Raw genomic sequence first — 16,857 nt, 5'->3', positions numbered from 1 at the left:
ATTGCCCGCAAAAACAGTCACGATTGAAACCAGTCCAAAGGCGGCAATCCGTCCTGAAGCGTCTCCGTGGAGAATCGCCGTTCGCCGTTTTAGCCAGAACCATTTGGCCTTGGCCGGACTCATTATATTGATTCTTATGGTGATCATTTGTGTATTTGGACCGATGATTTCACCTTATCATCTGGATGATTATAAGCTATCTGACAAAAATTTAGCCCCGAATGCCCAGTACTGGCTTGGTACAGATAAGTTTGGCAGAGATATTTTGCTGCGTACGATGCTGGCTGGCCGTATTTCTTTGACGGTGGGGTTGGTGGCCACGTTTATTTCGGTCGTGATCGGTGCGACGTTGGGAGCACTGGCAGGATTCTATCGTAAAGGCGTGGATACGATCATTATGCGGATTGCCGATATTTTTATGGCATTGCCAACATTGCCGCTGTTGATTATTTTAGGTGCCGTTCTGTCCGATTTGAAGGTTGATCCAGCGAAACGGATTTATTTTCTAATGCTCATTATCGGGGTCTTGAGCTGGACGAGCTTGTCCCGTCTGGTCAGGGGGCAGATTCTTACGTTGCGTGAACAGGAGTTCATGCAGGCGACGGAAGCGCTCGGCTTGAGAGACCGCCGTAAAATATTCCGCCATCTGCTGCCGAACACGATTCCTACGATTATTGTTACGGCTACGCTCGGGGTAGCTGGGGCGATTATAACGGAGTCTGCGCTCAGTTACCTGGGAATCGGTGTTGTGCCGCCCACACCTTCGTGGGGAAATATGATTTCGGCTGCGAACAATCTGATCGACTTCCGCAAGCGGCCTTGGATATGGGTTCCACCGGGAATGTGTATTTTAATTACGGTTGTAGCGATTAACCTGATTGGCGACGGTTTGCGCGATGCACTGGACCCTAAAATGAAGAAGTAGGAGACGAACGTTTATGGAAAATGCTTTGATTGAATTTCGTAACCTGAAAACCCACTTTCATACCTCTAGCGGAACTGTCAAAGCGGTCAATGACGTCAGTTTTAAAATACGTGAGGGTGAAACGCTCTGTGTGGTAGGCGAATCCGGCTGCGGCAAAAGTGTAACAGCCATGACGATGATGCGGCTGATTGATTCCCCACACACCTCAGATGGTGAAATCTGGTTTGAGGGCAAAAACCTGTTAACGCTGAATAAAGGCCAAATGCAGCAAATTCGCGGCAATGACATTTCAATTATTTTTCAGGAGCCGATGTCTTCGCTGAATCCCGTGCTTACTATTGGAGAACAGATTACGGAACCGCTGCTGATGCATACATTAATGAGTAAAAAGGAAGCACGTACCCGAGCGATTGAGCTGATCAATCTGGTGGGGATTTCGCGTTCAGAGGAAATATTTCATTCGTATCCGCATGAACTGAGCGGCGGTATGCGTCAGCGGATCATGATTGCTATTGCATTGAGCTGTAATCCTAAGCTGCTCATTGCAGATGAGCCGACAACGGCGCTGGATGTTACCATTCAGGCGCAAATCCTCGATCTGATGCGGGATTTGAAGGATAAGCTCAAAACGTCCATTATGCTGATTACGCATGATCTGGGCGTCGTGGCGGAAATGGCCGATTACGTGGTCGTCATGTATGCCGGAAATGTGATTGAAGAAGCCCCCGTCATTGAGTTGTTCAAGAATCCGCAGCATCCGTATACACAAGGGTTATTGAAGGCGAAGCCCGTCATTAATCAGAAGATTGATCGGCTGTATTCGATCCCTGGTCAGGTTCCCAACCCGATTGAGCTGGAGGAAAACTGTCATTTTCATGATCGGTGTGTGCATTGTATGCAGATCTGTAAGGATCAGGCCCCTCCCCTGCGCGAAAAGAAGAACGGTCATAAGGTTGCCTGCTGGCTATATGAGGAAGAAGGAGGGCAACGGGGATGAGCGAGCCTTTAATTCAAGTGGAAGGTCTGAAAAAATATTTCCCGATCACAGGCGGGATTTTTCAGCGTACCGTGGGGCATGTGAAAGCGGTCGATGATGTATCTTTTAACATCCATAAGGGAGAGTCCTTTGGTCTGGTAGGAGAATCCGGTTGCGGCAAAAGCACGATTGGGCGTACGATTCTCAGGCTGATGGATAAGACCGAGGGATCAGTGCGATACAAGGGAGAGGACTTGCATGCGTTAAGCAAGGAGCAGATCCGTGCGCTTCGTCCGAAGCTGCAAATTGTATTTCAGGACCCTTTTAGCTCATTGAATCCGAGAATTAAGGTGGGTGAAGCCATCGGGGAAGCACTGCTGGATCACGGATTGATTGAACATAGTAAGCTGCGGAAAAAGGTTAACGAGACGCTGGATATCTGCGGATTATCTGCTTATCACTATGATCGGTATCCGCATGAGTTCTCCGGCGGTCAGCGACAGCGGATCGGGATTGCACGGGCTTTGATTTTGAATCCTGATTTTATCGTGGCTGACGAGCCGGTATCTGCACTCGATGTGTCTATTCAGGCTCAGATTATTAACTTGTTAAGTGATTTGCAGCAGGAACGGCAGTTGACGTATCTGTTCATTTCGCATGATCTAAGTGTGGTTGAGCATCTGTGCAGCCGCATCGGTGTGATGTATCTGGGCTCGATGGTGGAGCTGACTTCCAAGGAAGAGCTGTTCCGAAATCCGCTTCATCCGTATACGAAGGCGTTGCTGTCGGCGGTTCCCATTCCCGATCCTACGATCAAGAGACAACGGATTGTGCTAAAAGGGGACATTCCTTCCCCGGCGAATCCGCCGTCAGGCTGCAAGTTCCATACGCGCTGTCCTATGGCGGAGGCCCGTTGTAAAACGGAAATTCCGGCGTATCGGGATGCAGGCGATCAGCATTATGTGGCCTGTCATTTTGCCTAGAAACATAGTAGAAAGCCTTTTTGAATCATTCGACTTATAAAAATCTGTCAGCCTGCAAGCAGGAAATGGCGGATTTTTTGCTGTGGAGTGGAAAAAGCAAAAAAAATTGCATCTTTTTTTCGAAAAGTTGCAGACAAAATGGATTTTTCATCGTCTAATAAAGTATGGGGGTTATTACGATGATGAAAAAATACTGGTTACGTTGGGCTATTGTGGTCCCAGTACTTATTATATTGATTTTTATTACACTTGGACCCCGACTGCTGGTCGGAAAGCCAGATGTACACGCAGGAGCTGCGGTACTGATGGACATGCAGACGGGAGAATTGTTGATGGATGTGAATGGCGATACGCCTATGCCTTCCGCAAATATGTCCAAGCTCATGACCGAGCTGCTGGTGCTGGAGGATATTCGTGCCGGGCGGTTAGGCTGGAATGATGAAGTGAAAATCAGCCGTTACGCAAGTACGGTAGGTGGTGTGAATCTGTCACTCCGATATGGTGAAAGGCTGACGGTGTCCGAACTGTTCCAGAGCATGGTTGTGTATTCGGCTAATGACGCGGCTGTGGCACTGGCGGAGCGCTCGGCGGGCAATGAACCGGCTTTTGTGAAGCGTATGAACGACAAGGCGGCTAAGATTGGATTGACGTCCTACAGCCGATTTAGCAATGCATCAGGAGCGGGGCAGAGTGAGCTGGGTCCTAACCATCCTGAGAATATTCGGGGAGAAACGCAAATGACGGCAAGCGATACGGCGAAGCTGGCCTCCTACCTGATAACGTCGCATCCGGAGATTTTGAGAACGTCCAGCCGTACGCAGATGGAATTGAAGGATAAGGGCATCTATATTAGTAATACGAACTGGATGCTGCTTTCCTTGGCGGGACCCTACTCTTACGCAGGAACGGATGGGCTGAAAGCGGGATACACCAGCGATGCGGGATATTGCTTCACCGGCACAGCCGAACAGCATGGCAGAAGGCTGGTAGCTGTGGTGCTGGGGGCGCCGAGCAAGGAGGAACGCTTCGAGCAGACACGGAAGCTGTTCGACTATGGTTTCGCTCTATCTACCTCTTTCCCGGTACGGCTGCAAAATTTGGTGAAGCTGACTTCGCGCTAAGGTAAGGAACGACTTTAAAAGCTACATAGGATACGGGCTATAAACATCAAGCAAGGCTTTGACCGTGAGGGCGAAGCCTTTTTTGGCGTGAATGTGGTGGCGAGGGGCTGGCTACGACATGGTACTTTTGACAACAAGGTAGCAGACCTTTTATGCTGTGGGGGGAAGTTTCCGCTTCATAAGGGCCGGATTCGGTTTAATGAAGAGATGGGATTTATTGAAGTGAAGAAGGAAGGAACCTGTTATGGAGAGAAGACATAGGAGAAGGACAGGCGGCAAGCCTAAGAAGAAAAAAGGGTTTACCGCTCTATATATTTCATGTATTGTTTTGTTTCTGATTGCGGTGGGAGGATATCTGTTCCGTCAACAGCTAACGCTGGTGGCCTTTGACTGGTTCGTATCTCCGACGTTGGAGAGCAAGCTGGAGAAGTCCTTTCAGCCGCGCCAATCGGAGGGACAGAAGCAGTCGGAGCCGGTTGCTTATCGGAAAGAGCCGTTTTCGGTGCTGCTGCTCGGTACGGACCAAAGGCCGAACGAGAAGGCGCGTGGCCGCTCGGATACGGTTATTTATGCGGCTGTACGGCCTGCGGAATCGCGTGTGCTTCTGGTTTCCCTTCCAAGGGATACGTATGTCCAGATTGTCGGACATGATCCAAATCATGACGGTGAGGATGATTTTGATAAGTTGGGCCATGCTTATGCGTTCGGAGGCGAGGATATGTCCATAGCTACGGTAGAGAAGCTGATGGAGCATAAGGCCGATTATTATGCTACGATTAATTTTCAGGGTATTCAGGATGCTGTAAATGCGGTGGGCGGGGTTGAGCTTCCCATTGATAAGCCGATTGAGAATAAAAATCCGCTGCATATCAAGTTCCGCATCGAGGCGGGCAAGCCGCTTTATAATGGTGAAGAAGCGATGTATTATGTTAGATATAGGGAAGACAGCGACTTTAACCGTACCAAACGGCAGCAAATTTTTCTGAATGCAATGGCAGATAAGCTGCTGAATATCAACGGGATTTCCAAGCTTCCGGAGCTGCTCGATATTATGGGAGCCAATTTCAAGACGGATATGGAGCCTACTTTTATTACAGGGCTTGGGAAGCAGGCCATTTCGCAGGGTCAACCACAAATTTCGAGCTTTACGATTACGGGGGAAGGTTTCAAGAAGAAGGGCCTGTATTATGACCGGGCCAATGAACAGGAACTCGAATACGCCAGACTCATGATCGCAAACTGGCTGGATTCCGGCACAACCCCGCAGACGCTGAAGCTTCCCGACAAGCAGGACATTCAGTGAGTAATCATTTGATTTTACAATTGATCTTGAGGGGGATTCGTTTCTCATGAATATCGCTTTTTTCTTGCTTCCCAAACAAGAGGTTGCTTTTGTAATGGCGGATGCTACTTTACGGCAAACGTTGGAGCGAATGGAGTATCACCGTTTTACGGCGGTTCCGATTTTGGATAAGGAAGGTAGATATACCGGCACGGTTACAGAGGGTGATCTGCTGTGGCATATGAAAGAATCTGAGGGGAAGATCACCTTTGAAAACGCTTCGAAGTTTATGCTCAAGGACGTCCCGCTTCGGGTTTCGATAAAGCCGGTGTCCATTGATGCCAATATGGAGGATCTAATTAATTTGGCTAAGGTGCAGAACTTTGTTCCTGTTGTGGATGATATGGAACGGTTTATCGGCATTGTCCGCCGTAGCCAGATTATTGAATATTGTGAAAAATTCGTGTCGAGGGAATCACTTAACTCGTCATCTTAAAGCAAGCAGCGTAGCTGCTCTGAAAATAACAATTTACCCTATGGGGTAACAGTTATTTTCAGAATAGGATATGCTATAATGGAGAATAAAGCTTTTTCAGAGGGGTGTGACTCTTCATCATATGCCTAAAGAACTGGATGTAGTTAAGCGGGCCAAGGTGATTGAATGGCTCAAAACAGAGGTACTTGACCAGGTATCCCGTCTGTTTAAAGCGATGTGGGAAGGCAGTACAGCCCGCATTGGCGATTGTCTGGCGAGTCTGATGATGAGCAGTTATATTTTGGGAAGACGCCTTGGGGTGTCTTACCGTGAATTGGATGATCTCATCATCGACAAGCTAAGAAAGCACAGAAAAGAAGGACACCAGCTAGAGGATTGGTATCAGGACATTTCCGCACTGGAAGAACATATGCGTAAGAGGTGAAAACTTTGAAATTCCGCTTGGCAACTGTAGCATGGAGCGTTATTTATTTGCTTCTGCTGCTGTCTCTATTGACACCCTTAAGAATCTTTACCGTATTTTTGCTGATTGTGCCTGGCGTTGTATTGTTTTCATCGCTGCCTTTCAAAGGATTTCTGATTCATGTGATACCGGTGCTGTTGATTATAGCGCTACAAGATGTATATTTACTGCTTCCCGCGATTTATTTTCTGATCCCCGCATTGTTGATGGGACGGGTATATAAAAAGGGAGCCCCTGCTTTTCAGGCGTTGATGACCGGAATGGGTGTGATTTTAGCCGAGTTGTTGGTTGTGCTACTCATTGCTACGTATGCCCTCGGGTTTGATCTTTCGCAGTATCTTCGTGATCAGGCTGCTATATCGGCAAATCTGGTACAGCAAATCTTAAATGGCAATCCGATGCTTCCGGGCATGAATTGGACAGCAGAAGATACACAGAGACTCGGTACGATGATGATCGGCAAAGTTCCATATGTGCTGATCCTGACCTCGTTTTTACTGGCTGTGATCACACACGCTCTGGCGCGTCCGGCATTGAGCAGCCTTGATGTGCCTGTGCGCAAAATGAAGCCTGCCCGAGAATGGAGGCTGCCACGCGCGCTCATCTGGTATTACCTGCTGGCGATTGTGTTTGAGTGGATGGCCATGTCCTCTGACAGCAGTTGGGTTCAGGCGGTTTCTGTTAGTATGTTGCCGCTGATCCATGCGTGTTTTATTATCCAGACGATTGGCTTTATTTACTTCTGGACGCATAGTCGTAAAATGAGCCCGGTGATCGCGTTGCTGCTGTCGCTCGTCGTTCTGGTGTTCCAGCCGCTCCGCATTATCGGTATTATTGATTTGGCCTTTCCGCTGCGTGAAGCTATTACAAGATCAAAGAAATAGGGTGAACAGTCATGCCTAAATTTCTACAAAAACGCTGGCACGGCTATCATACCGTCTGGGCGTTTTTACTGCTGCTGGTGCTTGTCATATGTATTTCCATGTATAACTGGGAACTGGGTGTGATGGGACTGCTGCTGTCATTCTTGCTCGGCGGGCTGATGCTGAAGACGGAATTGGATTTCCGTCGGGAACTGAATCAATATATCAGCGGCCTTTCCTTTCGCATCAAGCGAGTGGAAGGGGAAGCGATCAGCTCACTGCCGTTTGGCATCATTTTATACAGTGAAAATCGAACGGTGGAATGGCACAATCGGTTCGCAGGGGAAATGTTCGAGGACCAGTCGCTGATAGGCGAGCCGCTTCAGGACCTCTTTCCTCAACTGGCAGGAGCTTTGGGCGCCAAAAAGGAGACGAAGGAGCCGGTTCGTGAGCTAAAGGTGGAGCTACAGCATGATGAGCGCTACTATCAGTTCCTTATCGTGCTGGATGAGCGTCTGATTTATTTGTATGAAGTAACGGAGTTGGCGGTGCTGCGCAAGCAGTATGAGAACGAGCGGCTGGCGCTCGGCATCGTTATGCTTGATAATATGGATGAAGCCGCTCAGGGAATGGACGATCAGCAGCGGACTGCGCTTATTGCGAAGGTGTCGAGCGAGATTACATCATGGGCGAACCAGTACAATATTTATTTGCGTCGTTTGTCATCCGAGCGTTATCTCATCATGCTGAATCACAAGGCGCTTCAGGAGCTGGAGCAAAGCCGATTCGTCATTCTGGATACGGTACGGGAAATGACGGCCGATTTGAAGGTGCCGATGACACTGAGCATCGGCTTGTCCTTCGGCGCGGAGAGCATCAAGGAGCTGGGCGAGCTGGCTCAGTCCAGTCTGGATATGGCGCTCGGACGGGGTGGCGACCAGGCGGCGGTGAAGGCCGGACAGCGCCTATCTTTTTACGGCGGCAAGTCCAATGCTGTCGAAAAGCGTACACGGGTGCGCGCGCGGGTCATTGCGCATGCGCTGCGTGATCTGATGCAGGAGAGCGACCGCGTGCTGATCATGGGGCACAAAATACCGGACATGGACGCACTGGGAGCGGCCATCGGGGTATGGAAGGCCGCAGCGCTCTACAACGTAGAGGCGCACATCGTGCTGGATAAATCCAATCCGTCCATCGACCGGATGATGGAGCAGGTGAACAAGGACGAGAATCTGTCGGCAGCGCTCATGACGCCGGAGCAGTCGCTCCAGCTGATGACCGAGCATAGCCTGCTGGTCGTGGTGGATACGCACAAGGCCTCGATGACAATTGAGCCGAAATTGGTGCAGACGGCGAGCAGGGTGGTCGTTGTAGACCATCATCGTCGGGGCGAGGAGTTTATTAACGACTCTGTTTTGATTTATCTGGAGCCGTACGCGTCGTCGGCTTGTGAGTTGGTGACGGAGCTACTGCAATATATTCATGAGAAGGTTCAGCTGACGCCGCTGGAGGCGACATCGTTGCTTGCGGGGATTACGGTGGATACCAAGCATTTTTCCCTGCATACAGGCTCACGTACGTTTGAAGCAGCCGGTTTTTTGCGACGTAGCGGGGCGGATACAGTCATGATCCAGCGCATGTTAAAAGAGGACCTGGATGAATATATTGCTAAGGCGGAAATTATTAAGCATGCTAAAATGATATATGGGCACATCGCGCTTGCGGTGACAGAGCCCGGACAGAAGATACCGCAGCTCCTGATTGCTCAGGTGGCGGATTCATTACTCAATATGACGGATGTACTGGCCTCCTTTGTGGTCAGTGAACGTCCTGACGGCCTGGTGGGGATCAGCGCCCGTTCACTCGGACGCATGAACGTACAGGTCGTCATGGAACGGCTAGGCGGCGGAGGACATCTGACGAATGCGGCGGTTCAGCTGGATTGTCCGCTGGAGGAAGCCAAACGCAGAGTGGTCGACGTGCTGGCCGAAATTGATGGGGAAGAGGGGTTATTTGAATGAGAGTGATTTTTATTAAAGATATGAAGGGCCAAGGCAAGAAGGGTCAAATTAAGGAAGTATCGGACGGTTACGCAGCGAATTTCCTGCTGCCGCGTGGTATTGCCCGCCCGGCGACGGAAGGGAATATGAAGACGCTGGAGAACCAGAACGCTGCTGAGGAAAAGCGCAAGCAAGAGGAAAAGGAAGAGGCGCAGGCACTCGGTAAAAAGCTGGAATCCACAACTGTTCAGCTTAAAGCAAAAGCTGGTGAAGGCGGTCGACTGTTTGGCGCGATTACAAGCAAGCAAATCGCGGAAGCGGTCGCTGCAACGGGGATTAAGCTGGACAAACGCAAAATCGAGCTGGAAGAACCGATTCGTACGTTGGGCGTGACTCAAATGACCGTTAAGCTTCATCCTGAGGTCAAAGCTACGCTGAAGGTACAGGTGACCGAAGAATAATTATGGGCGGCGAATTTTTCGATCGGATTCCTCCGCAAAACCTGGAGGCAGAACAGGCGGTTATCGGGTCCATTTTGCTCCAGTCCGAAGCACTGATTACAGCGATGGAGCGGGTGCAGACCGAGGATTTTTACGATAAGGCTCACCAGATGATTTACGAAGCGATGATTGAGCTGGGTGAATCCGGACAGCCGATAGACTTGGTTACCCTGACCTCGAAAATTCAGGACAAGGGTCAGTTGGAGGATATCGGGGGCGTCAGCTATCTGGCGAAGCTGGCTCACGGGGTGCCGACAGCAGCTAACGTGGATTACTACGCTCAGATTATTGAAGAAAAGGCGATGCTCCGCCGATTGATTCGTGCAGCTACGCAGATTGTGAGCGAAGGCTATAGCGGTGGCGAAGATGTCGCCGGTATGCTGAGCGATGCCGAGCGCAAGATTATGGAGATATCCAACGGGCGTTCAGGCAGCGGTTTTATTGCCATCCGCGATGTCGTGATGGAAGTGTTCGACCGGGTCGAATTGCTGCACCAGAACAAGGGTAATACGACCGGGATTCCGTCTGGCTTTGTTGATTTGGACAAGATGACAGCGGGTTTCCAGCGCAATGATTTGATCATTGTGGCAGCTCGTCCTTCCGTAGGTAAGACGGCATTCGCCCTGAATATTGCGCAAAACGTTGCAGTTCGGGCGAAGGAGACGGTAGCTATCTTCAGTCTGGAAATGTCGGCTGCCCAGCTCGTACAGCGGATGATCTGCGCCGAGGCCAATCTGGACGCGAACGTCATGCGGACAGGTGATTTTAAAGGCGACGACGATTGGGCGAAGCTGACGATGGGCATTGCAGCCTTGTCGGAGGCTGAAATCTATATTGACGATACGCCGGGTATTACGGTTGCGGATATCCGTGCCAAGTGCCGCCGTCTCAAGACGGAAAAGGGACTGGGTATGATCGTGATCGACTACTTGCAGCTCATTCATGGGCGCGGGAAGTCGGGCGAGAACCGGCAGCAGGAGGTATCCGAAATTTCACGGACCTTGAAGCAAATTGCCCGTGAGCTGGAAGTGCCTGTAATCGCCCTTTCCCAGTTGAGCCGGGGTGTGGAGCAGCGTCAGGACAAGCGTCCGATGATGAGTGACTTGCGGGAATCCGGTTCCATTGAGCAGGATGCTGATATCGTCGCGTTTCTGTACCGGGATGATTACTACAATCAGGAAACGGAAAAGAAAAATATTATTGAGATTATCATTGCCAAGCAACGTAACGGCCCGGTCGGTACGGTAGAGCTGGTGTTTCTCAAAAATTATAATAAATTCGCCAATTACGAGCGTGCCCATTCGGATGCGTTCGCTGGATAACGGAATGATATATTTGAAAAAAGGCTCTTTCGACGCGGTTCTTGCAATGTCGAAGGGGCCTTTTACATGCGATATTCATAAGTTTTTATATAAGGGCCGAAACTCTCAATTACGAACATTACTATTTTCATGTGATATAATGTTCGCTTTTTATTTGACTTTGAAAAATGGTGCTGTTACACTTATAGTGCTGCTTCAACGCAGTGGGGAGATCATTACGCCCGGGGCTTTCCGTACCTACGGAATGTCTGCGACGGACGTTTTTTCCTGCTGTCCGAGAACGCTCCCTATCTGTCCGCTCAGGCGGTTGAAATCGGATATGCGCAGCGCGTCAGCTCAAAATCAGAGTGTCTGTGGGCACTCCACGGAGGAATGAAACATGTCAACTGTAGTCGTTGTGGGAACACAATGGGGAGACGAAGGCAAAGGTAAAATTACGGACTATCTGGCGGAAAGCGCTGAAGTAGTGGCCCGTTACCAAGGCGGAAACAATGCTGGTCATACGATTCTCATTGACGGTAAAAAGTACAAGCTGAGCCTGATTCCATCCGGCGTTTTTTATGAAGATAAAAAGTGTGTCATTGGCAACGGCATGGTAGTTAATCCGGCCGCTCTTATTGAAGAAATTACTTACATTCACGATAATGGCTTCTCTACGAAAAATCTGGTCATTAGTGACCGTGCACATGTTATTATGCCATACCACATAACGTTGGATGTGCTGGAAGAAGACCGCAAAGGACCTAACCAAATCGGTACTACGCGTAAAGGGATCGGCCCTGCTTATATGGATAAAGCTGCTCGTAACGGTATTCGTATTGCTGATCTGCTGGATGCAGAGGAATTCGAAACGAAGCTGCGCCTTCAAGTGAAGGAAAAGAATCAAGTGATCGAACAGGTATACGGCGGCGAGCCGTTGAATGTGGAAGACATACTGAAACAATACCTGGAGTATGCAGAATTTGTTCGTCCTTATGTAGGGGATACGTCTGTTGTGCTGAATGATGCGATTGATGCGAATCAAAAGGTACTGTTCGAGGGCGCGCAAGGCGTTATGCTCGATATCGACCAAGGTACGTATCCGTACGTTACGTCCTCGAACCCATCGGCTGGCGGCGTATGTATCGGTTCCGGTGTAGGCCCGTCCAAGATCCAACAGGTCATTGGTGTAGCCAAATCGTACACAACTCGTGTCGGTGACGGTCCATTCCCAACGGAACTGAATGATGAAATCGGCGATTACATCCGTGAAACAGGTCATGAGTATGGTACCGTTACAGGTCGTGCTCGTCGTGTTGGCTGGTTTGATAGTGTGGTTGTACGTCATGCCCGTCGTGTCAGCGGACTTACAGGTTTGTCCTTGAACTCGCTGGACGTATTGACAGGTCTGAAAACGGTGAAAATTTGCACAGGCTACAAATATCGCGGTGAGGTGATTACGCATTATCCGGCTAGTTTGAAAATGCTGGCGGAGTGCGAGGCTGTTTACGAAGAAATGCCAGGCTGGAGCGAAGACATTACTGGCGTGAAAACGCTGGAGGAATTGCCTGAGACTACTCGTAATTACGTACAACGCGTATCCGAGCTGACAGGTATTCCAATTGCGATCTTCTCTGTTGGTCGTAACCGTGACCAAACGAACCAAGTGCTTCCGATTTACCTGTAAACCAGCGGAATCGTTTTATCTGTTAAGGCGTTATGCCTATTTAATTGTATAGCTATTCCTGCACGACCAAGGAGAGAGAGGCTGTTAAAAGCCCCCCTCTCCTTTTTTTATGTAAAAAGCGTTCCTCTGATTTCCCTCCCCTTTACAAAATCTTATCGTCCATGTCGATTTGTGATAACAAACCCTCTCTATAATCCAGATAGAAAGAGATTCGGACGTCTAGACGTCTTGAGAGGGATGAATTATGAACTGGTATCTTCGCTCACTTGGCACACGCAAAATTGTGGAGTTCATCGTGCTCGTTATTTTCGTCATTTTTTTCCTGGGGCCTCTGACCAATCTGTTGCTGCTGGCGGTTTCGGGAAAATGGCAGTATCCTGCACCGCTGCCACAGAGCTTGTCACTGGAATGGTGGAAGTTTGTATTGACCCAGGATGATGTGCTCAGCTCCATATCTCTATCCTTCCTGATCGCCATTACGGTTACCGTGTGCTCGATTATCGTATGTGTTCCCGCTGCCTACGCCTTTGCGCGGATTTCGTTTCCGCTTAGCAAGTGGTTTTTGTTTTCATTTTTGCTCACGCATGCTTTTCCGAAAATGGGGCTGTACGTGTCCATCGCGGTGTTGTTCTACAAATTTGGGCTGATGAACACCTTTACGGGCATTGTATTGATCCACATGGTGAACACGCTGATGTACATGACCTGGATTCCTTCCTCTGCGTTCCGCAGCGTCCATCGTGCTCAAGAGGAATCTGCCCGGGATGCCGGGGCGGGACCGCTACGGGTTTTCTGGAAAATTACGTTCCCCATGGCGTTGCCCGGCATTGTGGTCGCTTCCATCTTTACATTTCTCGCTTCATTAGATGAGGCGCAGGGAACGCTGCTCGTCGGGACACCGGACTATAAAACGATGCCCGTCATCATGTATTCCATTATTGCGGATTATCCAAGCACCACGGGTGCTGTATTCTCCGTCATTCTGACCCTGCCCACGGTAATCTTGCTGCTTGCTGCAAGGCGTTTCGTAAGTGCGGACGTGCTGGCTGGGGGATTCCAGGTGAAATAACGCAATTGGTAAAAAGGAGCCAAAGCTAATGTCCATTCAATTATCCATTCGTGAGTTAACCAAACGCTTTAAGACGGGAGACGGGGTCAAGGGCATTTCACTTGACGTAATGAAAGGGGAACTTGTAACGCTACTTGGTCCCTCCGGCTGTGGTAAAACAACCGTGCTTCGCTCCATTGGCGGCTTTTTGGACCCGGACAGTGGCGACATTCAGATTCAGGGTAAAAGCGTGCTCAAGCTGCCACCCGAAAAACGCCCGACCGCTATGGTGTTCCAAAGCTATAATTTGTGGCCGCATATGACGGTGTATGACAACCTGGCTTTCGGTTTGAAGATTCGCAAGGTGAAAAAGGCGGAAATCGACCGTCAGGTAAAGGAAGCGCTGGCGCTGGTTCGGCTGGAGACAGCAGAGCGTAAAACGCCGGGGCAGCTCTCGGGCGGTCAGCAGCAGCGGGTAGCGCTCGCTCGGGCTCTGCTGCTAAAGCCGGATGTATTGCTGCTGGACGAGCCTTTTTCCGCGCTCGATGCCAAGCTGCGCATGGAGATGAGGGAAGAACTGCGTGACATCCAGACCCAGACAGGAATGACTATGGTGTTCGTCACCCACGATCAGGAGGAGGCACTGTCCATTTCCGACCGGATCGTCGTTATGAATGCGGGACGCATTGAGCAGCTCTCGTCGCCGCAGGAGATTTATGACAAGCCACAATCGCTTTTTGTAGCAGGCTTTATTGGCCGGATCAATTTATTAAAGGGGGTGAGTACAGGTCGCAGTGTGTCCGTGAGCGGAATTGCGTTTGCGCAGGAGCATGAATACAGCGGTGAATCCATGGTTGGTGTAAGGCCAGAGGATATTGTTCTGACGACGGAAGAAAACGGCTCTCTAGCCGGAACGATCAGACAAGTGATGATTCTCGGGCATTATGCGGAGGTTTCGCTGGATAGCGGTACCGATCATCTGAAAATGTTTGTGCCGCGTGAACGGGCGGCCGAGCTGCGCAGTGGAGAGCAAATCAGATTCAGCTTCAGTAAAATTGTTACTTTTCCAGCAGCACAGTGAAGATTCACGATCAACCTCTACATCGCATCAATGTCCATCATGAACGCATCATCTGGTGATGCTGCGAACTTGTGCAACTATCTAAAGGAGGCAACAACGTGTTTGGGAAAAAGAAGATGGGTCTGATTTTGTCTGGGGTGCTTAGCTTATCGTTGTTGGCTGGATGTGGAAACGGTGGTAATGCCGCTACAGCTACAGGGGAAGCCAAGGATACAAAAGCAGGAGCAGCTACGGGAACGACAGAAATCTCCTTGTACACTGGCGGTTCTTTGAACGTCAAAGAGCTGTGGGAAACGTTAATCAAGGACTTTGAAGCTAAAAATGATCACGTTAAGGTCAAGCTGGTGTATTTGCCAGCGGGAACCGGGGGAGCATCTACACTGGATCGTCTGATCGCAGCCAAGAAGAGCGGGCAAACCGATACAGATATCGACCTGTACGAAGGCAGTCTGGATGACATCACCAAAGGGGTAGGCGAAAAGCTGTGGGAAACGGTGGATACTGCCAAGGTTCCCAATTTGAAGAATGTCGATGAAACGTATCTCAAGCAAGTAAACAATCAGGCCATTCCATACCGTGCCTCTTCGGTTGTCCTTGCCTACAACAGCGCAAAAGTGGCGACACCTCCGAAAACAGCCGACGAGCTGTATGCGTGGATTCGCCAGCACCCGGGCAAATTTGCTTATAACGACCCGTCCACGGGTGGAGCGGGTAGCTCGTTTGTGAACACGGTTATTTATAATTTCCTTCCTCCAGAGGCGATGAACAGTGATGATCCGGCAAATATGAAGAAATGGGATCAAGGCTTCTCGTTGCTCAAGGAACTGGGCCTTTCGATGTACCAAAAGGGAGTCTATCCGAAAAAGAACCAAGGCACGCTTGATATTTTGGCAAGTGGAGAGGTGGACATGGTTCCAGCTTGGTCCGATATGGCGCTCGAACAACTGGCTAAGGGTCTGCTTCCAGACACGGTGAAGCTGACACAGATCGACCCTGCTTTTACAGGCGGTCCCTCTTATCTGATGGTTCCTTTGCTTTCCTCCAAAAAAGAAGCAACTCAAGAATTCCTGAACTACGTGCTGACGCCAGAAGCGCAAACGGTTGTTATCAACAAAATGTACGGGTATCCGGGGATTAAGTGGAATCTGATGCCAAGTGAATTGCAAGAAAAATTCAACAGTGTATCTTCTGGATACCGCAGCTTCAACAGCGGCGAGCTTCAGCAGGAAATCTACAAACGCTGGCAAAGTGAAGTAGCGGGCGGTTGATCATGAGTTCATCGTCCAAAAGGGGGATGCTGGGGCTTGCCCTGGTCATCCCGTCTTTTCTCATTTTGCTGGTCGTCGTCATTATTCCGATTCTCTATGCCGTAAAGGAAAGCCTGATAGATCAGCATGGAACAGGCTACGGGCTGGCGAACTATATCCGCCTGTTCACAGAGCCTGCGATGCGAAAAAATATGATATATACGATCAATGTCACGCTGGTTTCGACGGCCCTTACCTTAGTCATCAGCTACGCCTTGGCGATTTACCTGCGATTTGGAAAAGGTTTTGTCGTCAAATGGATCGGCCGATTGTATTTTGTCCCGATGTTTGTTCCTGGCGTAATTGCAACCTATGCGATCATTACGATGTACGGCAATCATGGCTGGGCCGCACGCCTTTTGCTGCCGCTGGGTATTGAAACCATTCCGAGGATTATTTACGACTACAAAGGTCTGGTGCTGGCTAATCTGTGGTTTAACATTCCGTTCGCCACGATGCTCCTAAGCTCGGCCCTGGCCAGCATTCCGAACGCTGTTGTGGAGAGTGCCAGAGACGCGGGAGCCAGCACGCTGCAACTGTTTGGGCGCTTTATTTTACCCCTTTCCTACAAAACAATGTGGGTTGCGGTGACCTTCATCTTTATGGGGATTATGGGCAGCTTCACAGCTCCGTTCCTGATTGGCGCTAATTCGCCGCAGGTGCTGGGTGTCGCGATGCAGCAAGTATTTTCCAGCTATCAGGAGACGCATACAGCCAGCGCAATGGCAGTGTTTATGTTTTTACTGTGTTCTTTTATGGGCTACTTTTATATTCGGACAATGGTGAAGGATGCGGATGCGAGCTAGACAGCCGCTATACACTAA

At 49.8% G+C, this 16,857-nt stretch carries 16 protein-coding genes; all 16 read left to right on the top strand.

Annotation, left to right across the window (positions count from 1 at the left end; genetic code table 11):
* Position 1: 1 nt before the first annotated feature.
* The 16 genes from opp4C to ACWXW9_RS24135 all read left to right on the top strand — a co-directional run bounded on the left by opp4C (position 2) and on the right by ACWXW9_RS24135 (position 16,839).
* Entirely contained in the window at positions 2 to 925 is a 924-nt protein-coding gene (opp4C, locus tag ACWXW9_RS24210) for an oligopeptide ABC transporter permease (protein WP_494931521.1), read from the top strand.
* Positions 926 to 938: 13 nt separating this feature from the next.
* The gene (locus tag ACWXW9_RS24205) at positions 939 to 1,922 is read left to right on the top strand and encodes an ABC transporter ATP-binding protein (RefSeq protein WP_494931520.1); all 984 of its coding nucleotides are present in this window, start codon (positions 939 to 941) and stop codon (positions 1,920 to 1,922) included.
* A complete protein-coding gene (locus tag ACWXW9_RS24200; protein WP_134911778.1) occupies positions 1,919 to 2,884 on the top strand; it encodes an ABC transporter ATP-binding protein in 966 nt (321 codons plus the stop codon). The genes ACWXW9_RS24205 and ACWXW9_RS24200 overlap by 4 nt, the downstream gene beginning before the upstream one ends.
* Positions 2,885 to 3,063: 179 nt before the next feature.
* Positions 3,064 to 4,005: a D-alanyl-D-alanine carboxypeptidase family protein gene (locus ACWXW9_RS24195; RefSeq protein WP_494931519.1), complete on the top strand. Its 942-nt coding sequence runs from the start codon at positions 3,064 to 3,066 to the stop codon at positions 4,003 to 4,005.
* A gap of 244 nt (positions 4,006 to 4,249) precedes the next feature.
* Positions 4,250 to 5,308, top strand: coding sequence for an LCP family protein (locus tag ACWXW9_RS24190; protein WP_494931518.1), 1,059 nt, complete (start codon positions 4,250 to 4,252; stop codon positions 5,306 to 5,308).
* Between the two features lie 46 nt (positions 5,309 to 5,354).
* Entirely contained in the window at positions 5,355 to 5,783 is a 429-nt protein-coding gene (locus ACWXW9_RS24185; protein WP_137060958.1) for a CBS domain-containing protein, read from the top strand.
* A gap of 121 nt (positions 5,784 to 5,904) precedes the next feature.
* Complete coding sequence (locus ACWXW9_RS24180; protein ID WP_494931517.1) at positions 5,905 to 6,207, top strand: MazG-like family protein; 303 nt, start codon at positions 5,905 to 5,907, stop codon at positions 6,205 to 6,207.
* A 5-nt stretch (positions 6,208 to 6,212) separates the two neighbouring features.
* Positions 6,213 to 7,130: a DUF2232 domain-containing protein gene (locus tag ACWXW9_RS24175; RefSeq protein ID WP_494931516.1), complete on the top strand. Its 918-nt coding sequence runs from the start codon at positions 6,213 to 6,215 to the stop codon at positions 7,128 to 7,130.
* Between the two features lie 11 nt (positions 7,131 to 7,141).
* Positions 7,142 to 9,130, top strand: coding sequence for a DHH family phosphoesterase (locus ACWXW9_RS24170; RefSeq protein ID WP_494931515.1), 1,989 nt, complete (start codon positions 7,142 to 7,144; stop codon positions 9,128 to 9,130).
* Entirely contained in the window at positions 9,127 to 9,570 is a 444-nt protein-coding gene (gene rplI / locus ACWXW9_RS24165; RefSeq protein WP_014278976.1) for a 50S ribosomal protein L9, read from the top strand. The genes ACWXW9_RS24170 and rplI overlap by 4 nt, the downstream gene beginning before the upstream one ends.
* Before the next feature lie 2 nt (positions 9,571 to 9,572).
* Positions 9,573 to 10,931, top strand: coding sequence for a replicative DNA helicase (gene dnaB / locus ACWXW9_RS24160; protein ID WP_014278975.1), 1,359 nt, complete (start codon positions 9,573 to 9,575; stop codon positions 10,929 to 10,931).
* A gap of 379 nt (positions 10,932 to 11,310) precedes the next feature.
* Positions 11,311 to 12,597 carry an adenylosuccinate synthase gene (locus tag ACWXW9_RS24155; RefSeq protein WP_494931514.1) on the top strand — a complete coding sequence of 429 codons (1,287 nt, stop codon included), beginning with the start codon at positions 11,311 to 11,313 and terminating at the stop codon, positions 12,595 to 12,597.
* A gap of 244 nt (positions 12,598 to 12,841) precedes the next feature.
* On the top strand, positions 12,842 to 13,666 hold the full coding sequence (locus tag ACWXW9_RS24150; RefSeq protein WP_149096164.1) for an ABC transporter permease: 825 nt from the start codon (positions 12,842 to 12,844) through the stop codon (positions 13,664 to 13,666).
* A gap of 28 nt (positions 13,667 to 13,694) precedes the next feature.
* Positions 13,695 to 14,726: an ABC transporter ATP-binding protein gene (locus tag ACWXW9_RS24145; protein ID WP_494931513.1), complete on the top strand. Its 1,032-nt coding sequence runs from the start codon at positions 13,695 to 13,697 to the stop codon at positions 14,724 to 14,726.
* Between the two features lie 98 nt (positions 14,727 to 14,824).
* Positions 14,825 to 15,994 (top strand): extracellular solute-binding protein, encoded by a 1,170-nt coding sequence (locus tag ACWXW9_RS24140; RefSeq protein WP_494931512.1) that lies wholly within the window; start codon positions 14,825 to 14,827, stop codon positions 15,992 to 15,994.
* 2 nt (positions 15,995 to 15,996) lie between these two features.
* Complete coding sequence (locus ACWXW9_RS24135; RefSeq protein WP_025683715.1) at positions 15,997 to 16,839, top strand: ABC transporter permease; 843 nt, start codon at positions 15,997 to 15,999, stop codon at positions 16,837 to 16,839.
* The last annotated feature ends 18 nt before the right edge of the window (positions 16,840 to 16,857 follow it).

It is taken from the genome of Paenibacillus sp. LT-B23 (assembly GCF_059417685.1).
This window is presented reverse-complemented; position numbering and strand designations above follow the sequence as displayed.